23 protein-coding genes are annotated in these 20,028 nt (G+C 69.7%); 6 read left to right on the top strand and 17 right to left on the bottom strand.

Annotation, left to right across the window (positions count from 1 at the left end):
• Positions 1-24 precede the first annotated feature (24 nt).
• Positions 25-936 carry a coiled-coil domain-containing protein gene (locus tag HIR79_RS10765; RefSeq protein WP_169958362.1) on the bottom strand — a complete coding sequence of 304 codons (912 nt, stop codon included), beginning with the start codon at positions 934-936 and terminating at the stop codon, positions 25-27.
• A 224-nt stretch (positions 937-1,160) separates the two neighbouring features.
• On the opposite strand from HIR79_RS10765, the gene HIR79_RS10770 reads away from it, so the two are divergent.
• On the top strand, positions 1,161-1,742 hold the full coding sequence (locus HIR79_RS10770) for a superoxide dismutase (protein WP_110068692.1): 582 nt from the start codon (positions 1,161-1,163) through the stop codon (positions 1,740-1,742).
• A gap of 94 nt (positions 1,743-1,836) precedes the next feature.
• On the opposite strand, the gene HIR79_RS10775 is transcribed toward HIR79_RS10770, so the two are convergent.
• Together HIR79_RS10775 and galU are read right to left on the bottom strand one after the other, a co-directional pair.
• Positions 1,837-3,123: a UDP binding domain-containing protein gene (locus HIR79_RS10775; RefSeq protein ID WP_169958363.1), complete on the bottom strand. Its 1,287-nt coding sequence runs from the start codon at positions 3,121-3,123 to the stop codon at positions 1,837-1,839.
• Positions 3,124-3,127: 4 nt separating this feature from the next.
• Positions 3,128-4,018 carry a UTP--glucose-1-phosphate uridylyltransferase GalU gene (gene galU, locus HIR79_RS10780; RefSeq protein ID WP_169958364.1) on the bottom strand — a complete coding sequence of 297 codons (891 nt, stop codon included), beginning with the start codon at positions 4,016-4,018 and terminating at the stop codon, positions 3,128-3,130.
• 230 nt (positions 4,019-4,248) lie between these two features.
• On the opposite strand from galU, the gene ubiG reads away from it, so the two are divergent.
• Positions 4,249-4,974, top strand: coding sequence for a bifunctional 2-polyprenyl-6-hydroxyphenol methylase/3-demethylubiquinol 3-O-methyltransferase UbiG (ubiG, locus tag HIR79_RS10785; protein ID WP_110068689.1), 726 nt, complete (start codon positions 4,249-4,251; stop codon positions 4,972-4,974).
• Positions 4,974-5,636: an HAD-IA family hydrolase gene (locus HIR79_RS10790; protein WP_169959545.1), complete on the top strand. Its 663-nt coding sequence runs from the start codon at positions 4,974-4,976 to the stop codon at positions 5,634-5,636. Before ubiG ends, HIR79_RS10790 begins: the two co-directional genes overlap by 1 nt.
• A gap of 134 nt (positions 5,637-5,770) precedes the next feature.
• Here HIR79_RS10790 and HIR79_RS10795 read toward each other — a convergent pair whose 3' ends face one another.
• The 13 genes from HIR79_RS10795 to HIR79_RS10855 all read right to left on the bottom strand — a co-directional run bounded on the left by HIR79_RS10795 (position 5,771) and on the right by HIR79_RS10855 (position 16,558).
• The gene (locus HIR79_RS10795; RefSeq protein WP_169958365.1) at positions 5,771-6,535 is read right to left on the bottom strand and encodes a YciK family oxidoreductase; all 765 of its coding nucleotides are present in this window, start codon (positions 6,533-6,535) and stop codon (positions 5,771-5,773) included.
• Between the two features lie 16 nt (positions 6,536-6,551).
• A complete protein-coding gene (gene ybgF / locus HIR79_RS10800) occupies positions 6,552-7,328 on the bottom strand; it encodes a tol-pal system protein YbgF (RefSeq protein WP_119021043.1) in 777 nt (258 codons plus the stop codon).
• Between the two features lie 31 nt (positions 7,329-7,359).
• Positions 7,360-7,908, bottom strand: a complete 549-nt coding sequence (gene pal / locus HIR79_RS10805; RefSeq protein ID WP_169958366.1) for a peptidoglycan-associated lipoprotein Pal — start codon at positions 7,906-7,908, stop codon at positions 7,360-7,362.
• A 44-nt stretch (positions 7,909-7,952) separates the two neighbouring features.
• Complete coding sequence (tolB, locus tag HIR79_RS10810) at positions 7,953-9,239, bottom strand: Tol-Pal system beta propeller repeat protein TolB (protein ID WP_169958367.1); 1,287 nt, start codon at positions 9,237-9,239, stop codon at positions 7,953-7,955.
• On the bottom strand, positions 9,239-10,402 hold the full coding sequence (gene tolA / locus HIR79_RS10815; RefSeq protein WP_169958368.1) for a cell envelope integrity protein TolA: 1,164 nt from the start codon (positions 10,400-10,402) through the stop codon (positions 9,239-9,241). The genes tolB and tolA overlap by 1 nt, the downstream gene beginning before the upstream one ends.
• Before the next feature lie 9 nt (positions 10,403-10,411).
• Positions 10,412-10,849: a protein TolR gene (tolR, locus tag HIR79_RS10820; protein WP_169958369.1), complete on the bottom strand. Its 438-nt coding sequence runs from the start codon at positions 10,847-10,849 to the stop codon at positions 10,412-10,414.
• A gap of 12 nt (positions 10,850-10,861) precedes the next feature.
• Positions 10,862-11,539 (bottom strand): protein TolQ, encoded by a 678-nt coding sequence (gene tolQ / locus HIR79_RS10825; protein WP_240407769.1) that lies wholly within the window; start codon positions 11,537-11,539, stop codon positions 10,862-10,864.
• A 23-nt stretch (positions 11,540-11,562) separates the two neighbouring features.
• Entirely contained in the window at positions 11,563-11,979 is a 417-nt protein-coding gene (ybgC, locus tag HIR79_RS10830; RefSeq protein ID WP_283241835.1) for a tol-pal system-associated acyl-CoA thioesterase, read from the bottom strand.
• The gene (gene ruvB, locus HIR79_RS10835; RefSeq protein WP_169958370.1) at positions 11,976-13,013 is read right to left on the bottom strand and encodes a Holliday junction branch migration DNA helicase RuvB; all 1,038 of its coding nucleotides are present in this window, start codon (positions 13,011-13,013) and stop codon (positions 11,976-11,978) included. Before ruvB ends, ybgC begins: the two co-directional genes overlap by 4 nt.
• A 4-nt stretch (positions 13,014-13,017) precedes the next feature.
• Positions 13,018-13,629 (bottom strand): Holliday junction branch migration protein RuvA, encoded by a 612-nt coding sequence (gene ruvA, locus HIR79_RS10840; protein WP_169958371.1) that lies wholly within the window; start codon positions 13,627-13,629, stop codon positions 13,018-13,020.
• 152 nt (positions 13,630-13,781) lie between these two features.
• Positions 13,782-14,321: a crossover junction endodeoxyribonuclease RuvC gene (gene ruvC / locus HIR79_RS10845; protein WP_169958372.1), complete on the bottom strand. Its 540-nt coding sequence runs from the start codon at positions 14,319-14,321 to the stop codon at positions 13,782-13,784.
• Between the two features lie 138 nt (positions 14,322-14,459).
• The gene (gene aspS / locus HIR79_RS10850) at positions 14,460-16,238 is read right to left on the bottom strand and encodes an aspartate--tRNA ligase (protein WP_169958373.1); all 1,779 of its coding nucleotides are present in this window, start codon (positions 16,236-16,238) and stop codon (positions 14,460-14,462) included.
• A gap of 53 nt (positions 16,239-16,291) precedes the next feature.
• Entirely contained in the window at positions 16,292-16,558 is a 267-nt protein-coding gene (locus tag HIR79_RS10855) for an FmdB family zinc ribbon protein (protein ID WP_110068678.1), read from the bottom strand.
• 181 nt (positions 16,559-16,739) lie between these two features.
• Between HIR79_RS10855 and HIR79_RS10860 the strand changes: the two genes are divergently transcribed.
• Genes HIR79_RS10860 through HIR79_RS10870 form a run of 3 tightly spaced genes read left to right on the top strand, consistent with a single transcriptional unit; the run spans position 16,740 to position 19,556 of the window.
• Positions 16,740-17,672 carry a D-2-hydroxyacid dehydrogenase gene (locus HIR79_RS10860; RefSeq protein WP_169958374.1) on the top strand — a complete coding sequence of 311 codons (933 nt, stop codon included), beginning with the start codon at positions 16,740-16,742 and terminating at the stop codon, positions 17,670-17,672.
• A 15-nt stretch (positions 17,673-17,687) separates the two neighbouring features.
• A complete protein-coding gene (locus tag HIR79_RS10865; RefSeq protein ID WP_169958375.1) occupies positions 17,688-18,602 on the top strand; it encodes a ribokinase in 915 nt (304 codons plus the stop codon).
• A 9-nt stretch (positions 18,603-18,611) separates the two neighbouring features.
• Positions 18,612-19,556: a nucleoside hydrolase gene (locus HIR79_RS10870; protein ID WP_169958376.1), complete on the top strand. Its 945-nt coding sequence runs from the start codon at positions 18,612-18,614 to the stop codon at positions 19,554-19,556.
• Here HIR79_RS10870 and HIR79_RS10875 read toward each other — a convergent pair.
• Positions 19,553-19,825, bottom strand: coding sequence for an acylphosphatase (locus HIR79_RS10875; protein WP_169958377.1), 273 nt, complete (start codon positions 19,823-19,825; stop codon positions 19,553-19,555). The two genes, HIR79_RS10870 and HIR79_RS10875, sit on opposite strands and share 4 nt — an antisense overlap.
• Between the last annotated feature and the right edge of the window lie 203 nt (positions 19,826-20,028).

The raw sequence follows: 20,028 nt of genomic DNA on the forward strand, positions 1-20,028 counted from the left end.
TCCCGCCCCCATGGCAAGTCGCCATCAGGGACGCAGGGCCTCCAGGCGCGCACTCAGCGCAAGCTGGCTGCGCCGCAGCTCCCCGACTTCCACCGCCAGGGCCGCGAGGCGGGCCGCCAGGGCCTCCTGCGCGCTGCCCTCATCATCCCTTGCCGCGGCGAGGGCTTCAACCTCCCCTCCCAGGGCGGCCAGCTGCTCCTCGAGGCTCTGACGCTGACGCTCGGCGGCCTCCTCGGCCTCGGAGAGGCGCTCGGCCAGGGCCTGCTGGTCGGCCTCGAGGCGCGCCACGGCCTCGTCCTGGCCGCTCTCGACGGTCAGCTGGCCGAGTCGCTCGTCCAGCGCGTCCAGGCGACGGCGCTCGCTGGCCTGGACCTCGGCCAGGTCGTCCAGCTGGCCGCGCTGGGCCTCGAGGGCATCGCCCAGGGCGGCCCGCCCCTCTGCGCCGGCGCGCTCCAGGGCATCCAGGGAGAGCTGGGTCGCCGCCAGCATCGCCTCGCGGGTGGCGGCGGCCTCGGCGATGCGCACGAGGCGCTGCTGAAGGGCGTCGTGGCGGGCCTCCTGGGCCTCCAGCCCCGAGGCAAGGTCCTCCTCGAGCACCGCCAGCAGCCCGTCGTGGGCTTCGTCGCGACGCACGAGGGCCGTCAGGCGTGCCTCGATGTCGGTGAGCGCCTCGCCCTCGCCGAGGGCCGCGTCGAAGCGCGCATGGACATTGGAGAGCTCCCCGGAAAGCCGGGCCACTTCGGCATCGAGGCGCGCACGCTCCTCCCAGGCCAGATAGCCCGCCCCGCCCCCGGCGGCGGCCAGCCCCAGGACCAGCAGCCACAGCGGCCATACCCGGGGCGGCGGCGGTCTCCGCCAGCGCCGGGAGGCCAGGCTGGCCTCGGGATCGGGGACGATGGAGGCGGCATGACGGCGGTCCTCATGGCGATCAGCCATGGTCAACTCCTTCTCTGGCGGTGGGCGGGGGGCACAATTGGCGCCCCCTGCGACGGGTGCTATGATGCCGCGGCACCCTGTACAGCGTCGCCGTAGTGTAAGGTTTTTTTGCCCCACGGCGCACGGGGTCCGGCCAACGGAGCGGCCCCCTTGAAGTCCAGGCAAGGAATACCCACCATGGACGATCGCTGTGACTCATTGTGACGACCCGAGGAGAAACCTGAATGGCATTTGAACTGCCCGCCCTGCCGTACGACAAGAACGCTCTGGAGCCGCACATCTCCGCCGAGACCCTCGAGTACCACTACGGCAAGCACCACCAGGCCTACGTGACCAAGCTCAACGAGCTGACCGAAGGCACCGCTGATGCCAGCAAGTCTCTGGAAGAGATCATCAAGTCCTCCTCCGGCGGCCTCTTCAACCAGGCGGCCCAGGTGTGGAACCACACCTTCTACTGGCACTGCCTGGCGCCCAACGGCGGCGGCGAGCCCTCAGGCGCCCTGGCCGACGCCATCAACGCCAAGTTCGGCTCCTTCGAGAAGTTCAAGGAGACCTTCAACGCCAACGCCGTGGCCAACTTCGGCTCCGGCTGGACCTGGCTGATCAAGACCGAGGACGGCGGCGTCGACATCGTCAACACCAGCAACGCCGACACCCCGATCGCCCATGGCCAGACCCCGCTGATGACCATCGACGTGTGGGAGCATGCCTACTACATCGACTATCGCAACGCCCGTCCGAAGTACCTGGAGAGCGTGTGGAACGTGCTGAACTGGGAGTTCGTCGCCCAGAACTTCGCCGGCTGATCGGCAAGCACGTCAGGCGTCGCTGACGCCCGATGGAGACGAGCGGCCCCGCCATTGGCGGGGCCGCTTGCTGTGGTGGGAAGGCCCGAGGCGGTCAGGGATCCGCGCGACGTCCGATGCCCCGATAGTGCAGGCCCTGGGCGGCCACCCAGCCCGGGTCGAAGATGTTGCGGCCATCCAGCAGCAGGCCCTCCCCCAGCAGGCCGGCGAGCCGTTCCCAGTCGGGGTTCCAGTAGGCCTTCCATTCGGTCACCAGCATCAGCGCGCAGGCGCCCTCGCAGGCGACGTGGGGATCGCCGTCGAACACCTCCAACAGCGGCTGCTCACCCACCTCCTCCAGCAGTGCCGGAATCGCCGCGGGATCGTGGAGCCGGACCCGCACCCCCTCCGCCCACAGCGCCCGCAGCAGGCGCAGCACCGGGGCATGGTCGATGCGCGCCGTGCCGGGCTTGAACGCCGCACCCCAGATGGCCACGGTGCGCCCCTCGAGGCGACCATGGAAGTGGGACCACAGCTTGCGGAACAGCGTCTCCTTCTTGTGCTCGTTGATGTCGAGCACCTGCTCGAGCAGCGCCGAGCGGCGACCGCTGGCGGACTGGACGTCGGCCAGGCGCATCAGGTCCCGGGAGAAGTTGGGACCGCCGAAGCCGCAGCCGGGATAGAGATACTCGTAGCCGATGCGGGAATCCGCCCCCATGCCCCGGCGCACGTACTCGACGTCGACGCCCAGGCTGTCGGCCAGGCCGGCCATCTCGTTCATGTAGCTGATGCGGGTGGCCAGCATGCCGTTGATGGCGAACTTGGTGAGCTCGGCGGCGCGGCGCGGCATGCGCTGGATCACCTCGCTGCGGCGGTTGAAGGCCCGCAGCAGCTCACGCATCTGCGCCTCGGCGGTGGCATCGTCGCTGCCGAGCAGCCAGCGCCCGGGGCGCGTGAAGGTGTCCCAGGCGCGCCCCTCCTCCAGCAGGTCCGGCAGGGAGACCGTCCGGCCGCGGCCGTCGAGCTGGGCCTCCAGGCGCTCGGTCTCGCCCACCGGGAAGGTGGAGTTGTTGACCACCAGCAGGGTCGCGGCGCCGCCGGCAAGGGCGGCCAGCAGGGGGGCCAGGTCGCCGCGCTGCCCGGGGGAGACCGCCAGCCAGAGCACCTCCTGGTCGGCGGGGCGCGCCGCCTCGAGGGACTCGACGAGGCGCAGGCTGCCGCCCTGGCGGCTCTCCTCCAGCTGGGCCAGCAGCCGGGGCTCACGGCGCAGCCAGTCGGCGTGCTCGAGCTCTGCCCAGGGCGTCTCGGGATGGGGAAGCCAGGTGACGCGATGGCCCACCGAGGAGAGCGCGGCGGCGGCGGTGGCCGCGGCAAGTTCACTGCCGTGGATCAGCACACGCATGGCGTCAGGCCTCGTCGGCGTAGCGGGTGAGCAGCTCGCGGAATCCCTCGCCGTAGCGGGCATGGCGGCGTCCGTAGGCGAGGATCGCTTCCAGGTAGCCGAGCTGGTGACCGCAGTCATAGGTCTTGCCGCGCATGCGGAAGGCATCGACGCCCTCGCGCTGGCGGAGGGTCTCGATGGCGTCGGTGAGCTGGATCTCGCCCCCGGCCCCCGGGGCCGTCTCGGCCAGCAGCTGGAAGATGCTGCCGGGCAGCGCGTAGCGGCCGATCACCGCCAGGTTGGAGGGCGCCTCTTCCACCGGCGGCTTCTCCACCACACCGGCCAGCGGGCGCGACTCGCCGGGAGCGGGTGTATCACCCCCGGTGTCGACGATGCCGTACTTGTAGGTCATCTCGCGGGGCACCTCCTCCACCATCAGCTGGGCGCGGCCGCTGGCGTCGAAGGCACCGAGCATGCAGGCCAGGTCGTTGCGTTCGAGGCCCTCGGCATCCACCAGCACGTCGGGGAGCAGCACCGCAAAGGGCTCGTCGTCACCCACCACCGGGCGGGCGCAGAGCACGGCATGGCCGAGCCCCAGGGGCTCGGGCTGGCGCACGCTGATGATATTGACGTCCTCCGGCACGATGCTGCGCAGCTCGGCGAGCAGCTCGTGCTTGCCCTTGGCCTCGAGGCTCGCCTCCAGCTCGAAGTGCTTGTCGAAGTGGTTCTCGATGGCCGACTTGCTGCCATGGGTCACCAGCACGATATCGCGGATGCCGGCGGCGACCGCCTCCTCGACCACGTACTGGATCACCGGACGGTCAACGATGGTGATCATCTCCTTGGGAATTGCCTTGGAGGCCGGCAGGCAGCGGGTGCCGAAGCCGGCGACGGGAAGCACGGCCTTCTTGATCATGGTGAAATCCTTGTCCGTAACGTCATCGTCTGTGAATGGCCACGACGCGGCCGGACCCTGAGAGCCCCGCCGCGTCGCGCCAGGCGACTCCCGCCCCTGGCCATGGGAATGCGGCCTCAAGAGCGGGTAGAATGGTGCCATGATACCGGACGAGCCTGGCCCTGCCACTGTGCCGGCCAGGCAACATCCATGGTTAGGACTGCATCGTGATTCCTGAACGGAGAGCTCAGATGGGCGCAAGTCAGACGCAAGCGGGCAACGTCGACCCCGGCGAGATTGCCAAGTTCGAGGCCCTGGCCAGCCGCTGGTGGGACCCGGAGAGCGAGTTCAAGCCGCTCCATGAGATCAACCCGCTGCGCCTGGACTTCATCGATGCCCGCGCGGGCCTGGCCGGCAAGCGAGTGGTGGACGTGGGCTGCGGCGGCGGCATCCTGGCCGAGGCGATGGCCCATCGCGGCGCCCGGGTCACCGGCATCGATCTCGGCGAGGCGCCCCTGGCGGTGGCCAGGCTGCATGCCGAGGAGAGCGGCGTCGAGGTCGACTATCGCCGCATCAGCGTGGAGGCGCTGGCCGAGGAAAGGCCCGGCGAGTTCGACGTGGTGACCTGCCTGGAGATGCTCGAGCACGTGCCCGATCCGGCTTCGGTGGTGCGCGCCTGCGCCACCCTGGTCAAGCCCGGCGGTCAGCTCTTCTTCTCCACCCTCAACCGCAACCCCAAGGCCTATGCCCTGGCGATCCTCGGCGCGGAATACCTGCTGCGCCTGCTGCCCCGCGGGACCCACGACTACGAGAAGTTCATCCGCCCGGCGGAGCTGGCCGGCTGGTGCCGCGCGGCACACCTCGAGATCCAGGAGCAGAGCGGCCTGGTCTACAACCCGCTGACCCGGCGCTACCGCCTGCACCCCACCGACGTCTCGGTGAACTACCTGATGCACTGCCGCCGGGAGGCCGAGTGATCACCGCGACGCGTCCGGCCGCCCTGCTCTTCGACCTCGACGGCACCCTGGTGGATACCGCGCCGGACCTGGCCCGGGCCACCAATGCCCTGCGCGCCCACCATGGGCTCGCCCCCCTGCCCTATCCGGTGATCCGCGCCCAGGTCTCCAATGGCGGCAGCGCTCTGGTGACCCTGGCACTCGGACTCGCCAGGGAGGCCGAGGGCCACGACGAGGCGCGCACCTTCCTGCTCGCCGCCTACGGCGAGGCGGTGGCCGACGAGAGCCGCGTCTTCCCGCCGCTGGTGCGGCTGCTGGAGCAGTGGGAGGGTGCCGAGCGCCCCTGGGGCATCGTCACCAACAAGCCGCGGGCCTATGCCGAGCCTCTGGTGGCTGCCCTGGGGCTGGCCCCGGGGGCGCTGCTGTGTGCCGACGACCTGCCGGTGAAGAAGCCGGACCCAGTCCCGCTGCTGGAGGCCGCCCGCCGTCTTGCGGTGGCGCCCCAGGCCTGCTGGTACCTGGGCGACCACCTGCGCGACATCCAGGCCGCCCGCGCTGCCGGCATGGCGGCCGTGGCGGTGGGCTGGGGCTATGTGGAGGAAGGCGACGACTATCGCGCCTGGCCCGCCGATCTCTGGTTCGAGAGCGGCGAGGCGCTGGTGGCCGCGCTGCTGCAAGGATGACGGGAAACAGTGTGAGTGGCGCCGGGACAGGCCCGGTCGCCACGGGCGCAGACCCCGACCCGGCCACCAGGCCCACCGTGGTGGGCCTGGTCGACACCGCACAGGCCTGACCCCATGAGCCTGTTGTCGGGCGGTTACTCCTTCGGCGGCTGAGCGTCGAATGTCTCGCCGTTGTGGCCGCGGCTCTCCGCGCCCATCAGCCACAGGTAGGTGGGCATGATCTCCTCGGGAGTGCGCAGGGTCTCCGGCAGCTCGCCCGGGTAGGCCTGCTTGCGCATCTGGGTGCGGGTGGCGCCGGGATTCAGGCTGTTGACCCGCACGTTGCCCAGGTGCTCGACCTCGTCGGCCAGCACCTCCATGAACCCCTCGGTGGCAAACTTGGAGACCGCGTAGGCCCCCCAGTAGGCACGCCCGCGGCGTCCGACGCTGGAGGAGGTGAACACCAGCGAGGCATCCGCGGACGCCTTGAGCAGCGGCAGCAGCGCCTGGGTCATCCAGACGGGACCGTTGAAGTTGACCTGCATCACCTGCTCCCACAGCTCCGGATTGTACTGCTCGAAGGGCGTGATGCGCCCCAGCAGGCCGGCGTTGTGCAGGATACCGTCGAGGCGGCCGAACTCCCGGTCCAGGGTCTCGGCCATGTCGTGGTAGTCCTTGAGGGTGGCGCCCTCGAAGTTGAGCGGGAAGATCGCCGGCTGAGGCCCCCCCGCGGCCTCGATCTCGTCGTAGACCTTCTCCAGCTTGGCGATGGTGCGGCCCAGCAGGATCACCGTGGCCCCGTGACGGGCAAAGGTCAGGGCTGCGGCCCGGCCGATCCCGTCGCCCGCGCCCGTTACCAGGATGATGCGGTCCTTGAGCAGGTCCGCAGGGGCCTGATAGTCGATCTTGCAGGTCGTCATGGGGTCTCCTTGGTGATCAGTTGCCGGACTGGCGCAGGAAGTCGTTGGCCAGGCCCGCCGCGGTGGTGTCCGGGTAGTCGTCACGCACCCGTTCGAGCAGCTCGCGGCTGGCCTGGGGGTCGCCCTGGCGCGCCTTGAGCAAGCCCAGCTTGTAGAGGGAGTCGGGCACCTTGTTGCTCTGCGGGAAGTCGTCGAGCACGGTGCGGAACTCGCGCTCGGCCGCTTCGAGGTCGCCCTCCGCGGCGTGCAGCTCCCCCAGCCAGTAGTAGGCATTGGCGGTCAGGCTGTTGTCGGGGTGCTGGGCCACGAAGCGTTCGAAGGCGCCGATGGCCTCGCTGAACTCCCGGGCCTGGACCCTGGCGAAGGCCTGCTGATAGGCCTGCTGGGCCTCGGGGCTCGCGCCGCTGGGCGACGGTGCCTGGGCCACCTGGCGTGCGGCCTCGTCATCGACCTGAGCGCTCGCATCCCCGCCGACGCCGACCGGCGCCGTGGCGAGTCTGTCCTCGAGGTCCAGGTACTGGTCGCGAGTCTGGCGGCGCAGCTGCTCGAGCTGGTGCCGAAGCTCCTCGACCTGGCCGCGCAGCTGGCGGATCTCCTCCTCGTGCTGCTGGACCTGATTGAAGATCACCAGGCTGCCGCCCGCGGCCTCGCGGGTTTCCGTTTGCTGGTAGAAGGTGCGCGGCTGGGAGGTGAGGTCTTCGACCACCGGCTGCTGCGCGACTGCGGGGAGCCATACGGACAGCGGGAGCACCAGGGCTCCCGCGCCGCACAGTCCTTTCAGACCGTGTTTCATGCGTGCCTCCATCGACGCGGGTACCGGCGACTCAGTAGGCGAAGACGACCCGACGGTTCTGGGCGTAGGCTTCCTCGTTCTGGCCACGGGCGGCCGGGCGCTCCTCGCCGTAGCTCACTACCTCGATCTGGGAGGGCGACACGCCCTGCACGGAGAGGAAGCGCTCCACGGAGCGAGCACGACGCTCGCCCAGCGCCATGTTGTATTCGCGGGTGCCACGCTCATCGGTATGGCCCTGCAGGACCACACGGGAGTTGCCATTCTCGCGCAGGTAGCGGGCGTGGGCGGCCAACACAGGTTCGAACTCGCTGCGGATGCGGTCGCTGTCGAACTCGAAGTAGATGGTGCGCTGCTGGGGGATGCGGCCATCGGCCTCCTGGCCAGCGGTGCCGCTGCCGAAACCGGTGCCGCCTACCTGGCTACCGGAGACGCCGCTGCCAGCCACGCCGTTGCCGGTGCGGGAACTGTCCATGGACCCGTCCTGGGTCCCGCCACTGCTGGAACAACCTGCCACGAAGGCCAGGGACAGAGCGACCGCCAGGGTCCTGGCATAGGGCTTGAGACCGCGCTTGAGTTGCATTGTGTTACTCCTTACTGAATCGAAGAGCACCAACATCACTGTGGTCAGTTGAGAAAGGGAGACCATGCGGGTTCACGCACGTCGCCCGATGCGGAAGGCAGCCGGAAGGACGCACGTCCGTCGGCGGTCACTGCCCCCAATACCCCGCTGTTACCCTGCTGGGTGGCGAAGATTACCATGGTCCCGTTGGGCGCAACACTGGGGGATTCATCCCAGCGCGAATCGCTCAGCACGACCAGTCGTCCGCTGTCCAGGTCCTGGCGCGCCACCTGGAAGCCGTTGCTGGAGCGGTGGATGAGGAAGATCGATTCCCCGTCGGGCGAGAAGCGCCCGCGGGCATTGTAGTTGCCGGTGAAGGTGAGCCGCTGCTGCTGGCCGCTGGCGAAGTCGTGGCGGTAGAGCTGCGGCCCGCCGCTGCGGTCCGAGGTGAATAGCAAGCTGCGACCGTCGGGCGCCCAAGCCGGCTCGGTGTCGATGCTCGAGCTGTTGGTGATGCGCTGGAACTCTCGCGAGGCGATGTCCATCACGTAGATCTCCGGCTGGCCATCCTTGGAGAGCGACATGGCGAGTCGGCGGCCATCCGGTGACCAGGCCGGGGCCCCGTTGATGCCCTCGAAGGAGGTCGCGCGCACCCGCTGGCCCGAAGCCAGGTCCTGGATATAGATCGCCGGCCGCTCGGTCTCGAAGGAGACATAGGCCAGGCGGCGCCCGTCGGGCGACCAGGCCGGCGACAGGATCGGTTCCCGTGAGCTCAGTACCTGCTGGCTGTTGCGGCCGTCGGCATCCGCCACGTAGAGGGTGAACTGCATGTTGTCGCCCACACCCTGGGCCGTCACGTAGGCGATGCGGGTCGAGAAGGCGCCGCGAATGCCGGTGATCGCCTCGAAGATCTGGTCGCTGATGTAGTGGGCGGCGCCGCGCAGTTCGTTCTGGTCGGCGGTGACCACCTCCCCCAGCATGCGGCGCTCGCCGCTGACGTCCATCAGCTCATAGCGCAGGCGGTAGCCGTTGCCTTCCCGGCTGGCACGCCCCACCACCAGGTAGCGCACGTCCAGGCTGCGCCAGGTGCCATAGCGCACCTCGTCGCTCTCGCTGGGGCGGTCGATCATCTGGCGGCGCGGCAGCGGGTCGAAGTAGCCGCTGCGCTCCAGGTTGTCGTGGATCACCTGGGCGACGTCCTCGGGGAAGTCGTCGCCGCCGGCGAAGGGCACCACGGCGACCGGGGTCGCCCGGTCACTGCCGCGGGTGATCTCGATGGTCAGGTTGGCCTGGGCCAGGCCGCTGAAGATCAGCAGCAGAGCCGTCAGCCAGGAAGTGATCAGGGCTTTCATCAGCGCACGTCTCCCGGTGTGAAACGCAGATTGAATTGACGGTAGTCCCGTTGCAGGTTGGCTGGCAACTGTCGCAGTTCGGCGAACGGTGCCGCGGCCTCGACCGCCTGGATCGCCGAGCGATCGAAGGCGCTGTCGCCGCTGCTGCGGGTGATCGAGGCGCCGAACAGCTCGCCGGAAGGGCCGAGACGCACCGCGACCTCCGCGGTGGCACCGCCCGGTACATTGGGGGGAATCACCCAGGCCTGCTCCACCGCGCGGCGGACCAGGTTGATGAAGCTGTTGGCGGCCTCCTGGCCCTGTCGCGCATTGGCGACGGCGTCGCTCTCGCCATCGATGGCGCGATCGAGCCCCTGGCTCGCCGCCTCGGCGGCGCGGCGCGCGGCTTCCTCGGCCTCGCGCTGGCGCTGGGCCTCCTGCTCCCGGCGGCGCTGCTCCTCCGCTTCGCGCTGACGACGGGCCTCTTCCTCGGCCTGACGCTGGCGTTCGGCTTCGGCCTGGCGCTGACGCTCGGCTTCCGCCTCGGCCTGGCGCTGACGCTCGGCTTCCGCCTCGGCCTGACGCTGGCGTTCGGCTTCCGCCTCGGCCTGGCGCTGGCGCTCGGCCTCTGCCTCGGCCTGACGCTGCCGTTCGGCTTCCGCTTCGGCCTGGCGCTGTCGCTCGGCTTCCGCCTCGGCCTGGCGCTGTCGCTCGGCTTCCGCCTCGGCCTGACGCTGCCGTTCGGCCTCTTCCTGCTGAACGCGCTGCTCCTCACGCTGCTGGGCCTGGCGTTCGGCCTCCTCGGCGCGCCGGGCGGCGTCGGCCTCGGCCGCCTCGGCGGCACTACGGGCCTCTTCCTGAGCCTGGGTCTCGGCCTCCTGCTCCGCCTGACGCGCGGCCTCGACGGCGGCAGCCGCCTCCTCTGCCTCGCGGGCGGCCTCCTCGGCCTGACGCTGCTCCTCCGCTTCCCGCGCCAGGGCGCGCGAGCGCGCCGCCTCGGCACGCTGCGCCTGGTCGGTCACCGTCTCGGTGCTGACCAGGGTCGCCTGGACGATGGAGGATGAGGTCGGTTCCGGCTCGCGGCTGGGCAGGCTGATCACGCTGAACAGCACCACCACCACGTGCAGCGCCACCGCGAGGATCGTCGGCAGGCCGTACCCTACCCGTGGGTCCTGTGTGGCCATCGATAATCCTCAGCCTTCCCCGCCGGGTGGTTCGGAGATCAATCCGACGTTGGCCACGCCGGCCACCTGCAGGGTACTCATCAGGGTGACCACCTGACCGTAGGTAACATTGCGATCCCCGCGCACCATCACCGGCGTGCCGGGGCGGCGCTCGAGCAGGATGACCACCCGATCGGCGAGCTCGTCGAGGTCCACGGCGCTCTCCTCGCCGCCGATGGAGAGGTAGTAGCCGCCGTCGCGATCCACCGAGACGATGATCGGGTCACTCTCATCGGCGTTCTCGATGGGCTCGGAGGTCACCTGGGGCAGATCCACCTGCACGCCCTGGGTCATCATGGGGGCGGTGATCATGAAGATCACCAGCAGCACCAGCATGACGTCGATGAAGGGCACGACGTTGATTTCGCCCATGGGCTTGCGCCCGCTGCGATTGAAAGGTCCATGCATGGCCAGACTCCCTCAGGCGGCGCCGGATTCGGCCCGGCCCTGCAGGTTGCGGTGCAGGATGGAGTGGAACTCCTCGGCGAAGTCCTCGTACTTGCCCAGCAGCCGCGCGGATTCTGACGACAGGCGGTTGTAGAAGATCACCGCCGGGATGGCGGCGAACAGCCCCATGGCGGTGGCGATCAGCGCCTCGGCGATCCAGGGGGCCACGGTAGCGAGTGTCGCCTGCTGGGTCATGGAGAGCGCCTGGAAGGAGCCCATGATGCCCCAGACGGTGCCGAACAGGCCGATATAGGGGCTGGCCGAGGCCACGGTGGCCAGGAACACCAGGTGCAGGCTGAGGCGCTCCTCCTCCCGGGACCAGGCCACCCGCATGCTGCGCTGGACGCCATCGAGGATCGCCTGGGGGCTCTTGGTCTTGGGCAACAGGCGGTTGAATTCGCGGAAGCCGGCGCGGAACACGTGCTCGGCGCCCTGGGTCTCCTGCTCCGCCGGGGTCTCCCGGTAGAGCTCGTTGAGGTCGACGCCGGACCAGAAGCGCTCCTCGAAGGCCTGGTGGGTCTGCTTGGCACGGCGCATCACGAAGGTGCGCTGGAAGATCACGACCCAGGAGAGGATCGAGCCCACCGTGAGCAGCAGCATAACCAGCTGCACCACGGTACTGGCGCTCATGATCAGGTGGGGTATGGACATGGAGTCGTTCACGGGCATCCTCGTCAGTCTTGCGGTTGGGCAGAGGGTTGGGCCAGGGCCGCGGCCAGCGCCGGCGGCCAGGGTACGGGCTTGAGGCGCGTCGCATCGATGCAGGCGATGTCGACCCGCGCCTCGCACAAGGGTTCCCCGCGACAGCTCACGACCTGGCCGAACTGCAGCCGGGCGCGGCCATGGGACCGGATCTCGGCGCTCACCTCGAGCGCGTCATCCAGTCGGGCGGGCTTGGCATAGCGACACTCCAGCTTGTGCACCACCAGCTGGATGCCGGCCTCGAACAGCTCGCGCTGGGTGATCCCCTGCGCGCGCAGCCACTCGCTGCGTGCCCGCTCCATGTACTTGAGGTAGTTGACGTAGTAGACGATGCCACCGGCATCGGTGTCCTCGATATAGACGCGCACCGGCAGACGGAACTCGCTCACGGCCGGGTCTCCCCGGCGGCGTCCGCGGCATCCTCGGCGGGTGCCAGGCCGAAGTGCAGCCAGGCCTGGCGGGTCACCACCCGACCCCGCGCGGTGCGCATCATCAACCCCTGCTGGATCAGGTAGGGCTCGATGACGTCCTCGATGGTATCGCGCTCCTCGCCGATGGCGGCGGCCAGCGAGTCGACCCCCACCGGGCCGCCGTCGAACTTCTCGATCATCGCCAGCAGCAAGCGGCGGTCCATGTGATCCAGGCCGTGATGGTCGACGTGGAGCATGTCCAGCGCCCGGTCGGCGATCTCGGCGTCGATACGGCCGCTGCCGCGCACCTCGGCGTAGTCGCGCACGCGGCGCAGCAGGCGGTTGGCGATGCGCGGGGTACCTCGGGAACGGCGCGCCACTTCCCGGGCGCCGTCGGCGTCCGCCTCGACCCCCATCAGCCGCGCCGAGCGGGTGACGATCTCGGTGAGCTCGCCGATGGCATAGAACTCCAGGCGCTGGACGATCCCGAAGCGATCGCGCAGCGGCGAGGTCAGGAGTCCCGCCCGGGTGGTCGCCCCCACCAGAGTGAAGGGCGGCAGGTCGAGCTTGATGGAGCGCGCCGCCGGCCCCTCGCCGATCATGATGTCGAGCTGGAAGTCCTCCATGGCGGGATAGAGGATCTCCTCCACCACCGGCGAGAGGCGATGAATCTCGTCGATGAAGAGCACATCGCCGGCCTCGAGGTTGGTCAGCATGGCGGCCAGGTCGCCGGCGCGCTCCAGCACCGGGCCGGAGGTGGACTTGAGCCCCACCCCCATCTCGGCGGCGATGATGTTGGCCAGGGTCGTCTTGCCCAGCCCCGGGGGGCCGAACACCAGGGTGTGGTCGAGGCTTTCGTCCCGGGCGCGGGCGGCGCCGATGAAGATCTCCAGCTGCTCGCGCACGCGCGGCTGGCCGATGTAGTCGGCCAGGCGCTTCGGGCGGATGGCGCGGTCGATGGGCTCCTCACCCTCGCGGGCGTCGGCAGCGATCAGGCGATCGTTCTCCAGCATCGCGCTACCCCGCCATCCGGCGGCTCAGGGCCGCCTTGATCATCGCCTCGGTGCTCCCCTCGCCCTCGAGACCCGCCAGCATCCTGGCCGCCTCGGCGGGCTTGTAGCCCAGGCTGACCAGGGCCGCCTCGGCATCGGCCAGGGGATCGTGGTGTGAGACGTTGGGCTGGGCGCCGCTGGCCAGCTCCGCCAGGGCGTCGTCACCGGGCTCCCAGTGGGGGAAGCGGTCGCGCATCTCGATGATCAGCCGCTCGGCGGTCTTCCTGCCCACCCCGGGCAGGCGCATCAGCGCCTTGACGTCGTCGTCGAGCACGCAGCGCCGGAAGGCGGCCTCGTCCATGCCGGAGAGGATCGCCAGAGCCAGCCTCGGGCCTATGCCATTGACCTTGATCAGTGCGCGGAACAGCGCCCGCTCCTGCTCCCGGGAGAAGCCGTAGAGCAGGTGGGCGTCATCGCGCACGATCAGGTGGGTGTGCAGGGAGACGGCCTCGCCGTTAGCCGGCAGGGCCACCAGGGTAGTCATGGAGGCCTCGAGCTCGTAGCCGACCCCGGCCACGTCCACCACCAGCCAGGGAGGCTGCTTCTCGAGCAGGGTGCCACGCAGGCGTCCGATCATGGAGAAATCCGTGTCCTTCACTGCAGGAAAGGCGGCTCAGGGCCGCCGATGACGCCACTATACTGGTCGCCCGTGCGGCTGACCAGCCCGTGCTGAAACAGCGTTCGACAACTCGCCGACGCCTCATCCGGCGTCGCCGGAGAGCGACAGCCTCAGGGTTGGAAATCGCGCCAGGAAACGCCCTTCCGGCGGCTGCGGTGGCCGCCGAAGCTGCCGGTCTGGAGCAGGCCGAGGCGGGCATGGGCGTGGGTCAGGGCGATGGCCAGGGCGTCGGCGGCATCGGCCTGGGGCGTGGCGGAGAGCTTGAGGATGGCCGTCACCATGTGCTGCACCTGGGCCTTGTCGGCGCCGCCGGTGCCGGTCACCGCCTGCTTGATCTGCCGCGGACCGTACTCGCTCACCGGGAGGCCGTGGTTGGCGGCACAGACGATGGCGGTGCCCCGGGCCTGGCCGAGCTTGAGCGCCGAATCGGCGTTCTTGGCCATGAACACCTGCTCGATGGCGAATTCACCGGGGCGATGGATGGCGATCAGCTCACTCACCCCCGCATAGACCTGGGCCAGCTTCTGGGCCAGGTCGTCGGCCCGGATGCGGATGCAGCCGCTGGCCACGTAGCGTGGCGTCGAGGTCGAGACGTCGAGCACCCCGTAGCCGGTGAGCCGCGAGCCGGGGTCGATGCCGAGAATCAGCACGGCCCTGCCCCGCCATCGGTTTGCTGCGTGCTCCTCATGGGGCCTCCCTGCTCGGCTCGGTGATCGGATCAGTCGCCATCATACGATACCGGCGCCCATTGGGCGCCGGTCTCTTGCTGCGTCAGGGGTCAGGAGATATTACTCCTGCCCTTCCGCCTTGGCCTTCTGGCGCAGCCGGATGCTCAACTCGCGCAGCTGGTCGATGCTCACCTCGCCCGGGGCGTCGGTCATCAGGCAGCCGGCGCTCTGGGTCTTCGGGAAGGCGATCACCTCGCGGATGGTGCGGGCACCCGCCATCAGCATCACCAGGCGGTCGAGGCCGAAGGCCAGGCCGCCATGGGGCGGCGCACCGTACTGCAGGGCGTCGAGCAGGAAGCCGAACTTCTCACGGGCCTCCTCCTCGCCGATGCCGAGGATCTCGAACACGGTGGTCTGCATCGCCTGGTCGTGGATACGGATGGAGCCACCGCCCAGCTCGGTGCCGTTGAGCACCATGTCGTAGGCCCGGGAAAGCGCGCCCGCCGGGTTGGCCTTGAGCTCCTCGGGGCTGCAGGAGGGCGAGGTGAAGGGGTGGTGCAGCGGGCTCAGACGACCGTCGTCGTCGGCCTCGAACATCGGGAAGTCCACCACCCACAGCGGCGCCCAGGGCCGGGTGTAGAGGTCGAGGTCCTCGCCCAGCCTGACGCGCAGCGCGCCGATCGCCTCGTTGACGATGCGCGCCTTGTCGGCACCGAAGAAGATGATGTCGCCGTCCTCGGCGCCGACGCGGTCGAGCAGCTGCTCCACCACGTTCTCCATGAACTTGACGATGGGCGACTGCAGGCCCTCGAGGCCCTTGGCGCGCTCGTTGACCTTGATCCAGGCCAGGCCCTTGGCGCCATAGATGCCGACGAACTTGGTGTAGTCGTCGATCTCCTTGCGGGAGAGCTTGGCACCGCCCGGCACGCGCAGCGCAGCCACGCGCCCATCCTCGGCGCTGGCGGGACCGGAGAAGACCTTGAAGTCCACCTGCTGCATCAGGTCGTCGACGTCGGTGAGCTGGAGCGGGATGCGCAGGTCCGGCTTGTCGGAGCCGAAGCGGTTCATCGCCTCGCTCCAGGTCATGCGCGGGAACTCGGGCAGTTCGACCTTGAGCACCTCCTGGAAGAGCTGGCGGATCATCGCCTCGGTGATCCCCATGATGTCGTCCTCGGAGACGAAGGAGGCCTCGAGGTCGATCTGGGTGAACTCCGGCTGGCGGTCGGCGCGCAGGTCCTCGTCGCGGAAGCACTTGGCGATCTGGTAGTAGCGGTCGAAGCCGGCCACCATCAAGAGCTGCTTGAAGAGCTGCGGCGACTGGGGCAGTGCGAAGAAGCTGCCCGCATGGGTGCGGCTCGGCACCAGGTAGTCGCGAGCCCCTTCCGGGGTGGCGCGGGTGAGGATCGGGGTCTCGATGTCGAGGAAGCCCTGCCCCTCCAGGAAGGCGCGTACGCTGTGGGAGATGCGCGAGCGCAGGCGCAGCTTCTCGATCATCTCGGGACGGCGCAGGTCGATGTAGCGGTGCTTGAGGCGCACCTCCTCGCCCACCTTGCCGTGCTCGTCGAGCTGGAAGGGCGGCGTGGCGGCGGTGTTGAGCACCTCCACCTCCTTGGCCAGCACCTCGATCATGCCGGTGGGCATGTTGGGGTTCTGGGTGCCTTCCGGGCGCAGCCGCACGCGGCCCTGGATGCGCAGCACGTACTCGCTGCGGGCGCGGTCGGCGGTGGCGAAGGCCTCGGCGGTGTCGGGGTCGACCACGACCTGGGCGATGCCGTCGCGATCGCGCATGTCGAGGAAGATCACGCCCCCGTGGTCACGGCGGCGATGTACCCAGCCGCACAGGGTGACCGTCTGGTCCACCAGGGTCTCGTTGAGCTGGCCGCAATAATGGCTGCGCATGTCGTATCCTGTTCTGTAGCGAAATGAGGGGTTGGCGAGTGGCTGGGCGGCCCTCAGGCCGCCGCGCCCTCCTTCTTGCTGGACGATGACCCGCTCTGGGCGGAGCCTCCTGCATCACCGGCCAGGTTCTTCTTGCCGCCGGACTTGAAGTCGGTCTCGTACCAGCCGCCGCCGGCCAGGCGGAAACCGGCCGCCGAGACCAGCCGCGAAAGCTCGGGGGCCTCGCAGGCGGGACAGTCGGTCAGCGGGGCGGCGCTGATCTTCTGCAGCTTTTCCAGGCGCTGGCCGCAGGCCTTGCACTCGTATTCGTAGATGGGCATGGTTTGATCACTCCGGAAAATCACGGTATCCAGATCAGGACGCTGCCGGGCGCTCCCGGCGACAACGAATATGTGGCCGGCCCGCAGCGAATCCAAGCCTGCCAAAGCCGGACATTATAGCGTGCCCACCACCCGTGCGGGCAAGGCGCCTGCGCAAGGCCCCCCAGAAGGAAGCCAACCGATGAATGCCGTTCTCCTCGATGCTTCAAGCCTCGGCCCCGATATCGACCTCGCCCCGATCCGCGAGCAGGTCGACTCCCTGGCGGTCCACGACCAGAGCACCACCGCCGAAGCCCGCGAGCGCCTGGCCGGCGCTCGGGTCGCCATCGTCAACAAGGTGGTGCTGGACGCCGCGACCCTCGAGGCGCTGCCCGAGCTCAGGTTGATCTGCGTGCTTGCCACTGGCACCAACAACATCGACATGGCCGCCGCCGAGCGCCTGGGCATCGCGGTGAAGAACGTCACCGCCTACGGCACCGCCAGCGTGGCCCAGCACACCCTGATGCTGATGCTGGCCCTGGCCAACCGACTGCCCCTCTACCAGCGCGACGTGGCGACCGGGCGCTGGGGCGAGAGCCCCTTCTTCTGCCGGATGGACCACGGCACCCTGCAGCTGGAGGGCAAGCGCCTGGTGATCGTCGGCCAGGGGGTGCTCGGCAGCCGGGTCGCCCAGCTCGCCGAGGCCTTCGGCATGGCCGTGACCTTCGCGGCCCGGCCCGGCAAGGCGGATGACCGCCGCCCCACCCTGGCCGACCTCGCCCCCGAGGCCGACATCATCAGCCTGCATTGCCCGCTCAGCGAGGCGACCCGGCACCTGGTCGATGCCGACCTGCTGGCCACCCTCAAGCCCGGCGCCCTGCTGGTCAACTGCGCCCGCGGGGGCATCATCGACGAGCTGGCGGCCCTCGAGGCCCTTCGCGAGGGGCGCCTGGGCGGGCTCGGCGTCGACGTGCTGCCGGTGGAGCCGCCACGTGACGGCCATCCGCTGATCGATGCCCTGGCGGAGCCGCTGAACCTGATCGTGACCCCTCACAACGCCTGGATAACCCCGGAGTCGCGCCAGAACGTGGTGGCCCTCACCGCCGACAACCTGCGCGCCTGGCAGTCCGAGTGACGGAGGCCCCGGCCCATGCTGCACAACCTCGGCTCCATCAACCTCGACCACGTCTATCGCGTACCCCACCTGGTCAGACCCGGGGAGACCCTGGCCAGCCATGACTACCGCGTGGGCCTGGGCGGCAAGGGGGCCAATCAGTCCCTGGCCATGGCCCGGGCCGGCGGGCGGGTCTGCCACTGGGGCCGACTGGGCCGCCAGGACGCCTGGGCCCGGGACAGCCTGGCCCGGGCCGGGGTCGACGTCACCCATGTCAGCCTGGTGGATGCCCCCAGTGGCCACGCCATCATCCAGGTGGACGATTCCGGCGAGAACGCCATCATCCTCTTTCCCGGGGCCAACCACGGTTTCCGGCGTGCCGACCTGGAGGCGCTGGTAGCCGCGACCCGGCCCGGCGACTGGCTGCTGCTCCAGAACGAGTGCAACGGCCTCCAGCAGCTGCTTCCCCTGGCCGCCGGCCACGGGCTCAGGATCGCCTTCAACCCGGCCCCCATGAGCGAGGCGGTGAGTGAGTTGCCGCTGCCGGCCTGTCAGCTGCTGTTCCTCAACCGCAGCGAGGCGGCCGGGATCACCGGCCTGGCCCTGGAGGCGGGCGCGGAGGCCCTGCTCGACGCCCTGGCCGAACGGCTGCCGGGCTGTGAGGTCGTGCTCACCCTGGGCGGCGAGGGAGCCTGGTACCAGCAGGGCGACCAGCGGCTGCATCAGCCCGCCCTGCCGGTCAGGGCGGTGGATACCACCGGGGCCGGCGACACCTTCATCGGCTACTTCATGGCCGCCCTCCAGGCCGCGCTGCCGGTCGGTGACTGTCTGCGGCGCGCCGCCAGCGCCGCGGCCCTGGCCGTGCAGCGCCCCGGCGCCGCCGAGAGCATCCCGGTCGTCGCCGAGGTGGAGCGCCTGCTCCACGACTCGACCCCGCCCCCAAGCCCCTGAGGAGCCCCCATGCCCCATCCGATCATCTTCGATACCGACCCCGGGGTGGACGACGCCCAGGCCATCGCCATCGCCCTGCGTCACCCCGAGATCGAGCTGCTGGGCCTGACCACCACCTATGGCAACGTGGACGTCACCACCGCCACCCACAACGCCCTGCTGCTGGCCGAACTGGCCGGCCGCGGTGAGGTGCCGGTGGCCCAGGGCGCCGCCGCGCCGCTGGTCAAGAGGCGCTGTCCGCCGCCGGCCCATATCCACGGCGCCAACGGCCTGGGAGACATCTCACTGCCACCGGTGAAGGGCCGAGCCGACGGGCGAAGCGCGGCGCAGTTCATCGTCGATACCGTCAATGCCCGCCCCGGCGAGGTCACCCTGGTGGCGGTGGGGCCGCTGGGCAACCTGGCCGCCGCCCTCCAGCTCGACCCGACGCTCATCGAACGGGTGAAGCAGGTGGTGATCATGGGCGGTTCGATTCGCGAGGGGGGCAATGTCACCCCGGTGGCCGAGGCCAACATGTTCAACGACCCCCATGCGGCAAGCCGGGTGCTGACCGCCGGCTGGCCGCTGACCCTGGTCGGCCTCGATGTCACCCACCGCTGCGTGCTGACGGCCGAGCACATGGCGCGCATCGAGGCCGGCCAGGGCGAGCTTGGCCGCGTGCTGGCCGGCAGCTACGCCTTCTACCGCGACTTCTACCGGACCTTCCTGGGCATCGACGGCTGCTGCCCCCACGACAGCTGTGCCCTCGCCTGGCTGCTCAGGCCAGAGCTCTTCACCACGGCGCGCGGCCACCTCGCCGTGGTCACCGACGGTGACGCCGAGGGCCAGACGCTCTTCGCCCCCGAGGGGCGGACCTTCATCGAATCACGCTGGTCCCGAACGCCCGAGGTGGATGCCTGCCTGGGGGTCGATGGCGAGGCGGTGAGCGACTGGATCGCCGAGGTGCTGGGCTAGTCGGTCCGGAAGTCATCGGGGGCGTGGGCCTCGATCACCTCGAGCTCGACGTGGGTCACCCTAGCCTTCTCCGGCCCCCGCCACAGCCACTCGCTGACCGCCTTCACGGCATCCGGGCCACCGCACAGCAGCACCTCCACCCGACCGTCGGGCAGGTTCCTGGCGTGGCCGGTGACACCATGCTGCAGGGCCTGCTCCTGGGTCGCCCGGCGATACCAGACCCCCTGCACCTTGCCCGTCACCAAGGCCTTGACGCAGCACATCTCCATGCCCACCTCCATCGTCGCAGTGTCCGGAACGGCCCGCTGCCGCTCCGTTGGGTATGCCCTTGTTTCTACCAGCCCCGACGCGGCCAAGGCCAGCCCGGCAGGTGACTTCCCGCCAACGCCGCCATGCTCTAACCTTGACCATAGTCCTGTCTCCCGGCCACAAGCCGGATCGACAGGTCCCCGCCCTACCCGGGCAAGCCAGT

The sequence above is a fragment of the Halomonas sp. PGE1 genome, assembly GCF_013000985.1.
GTDB lineage: Bacteria > Pseudomonadota > Gammaproteobacteria > Pseudomonadales > Halomonadaceae > Halomonas > Halomonas alkalicola.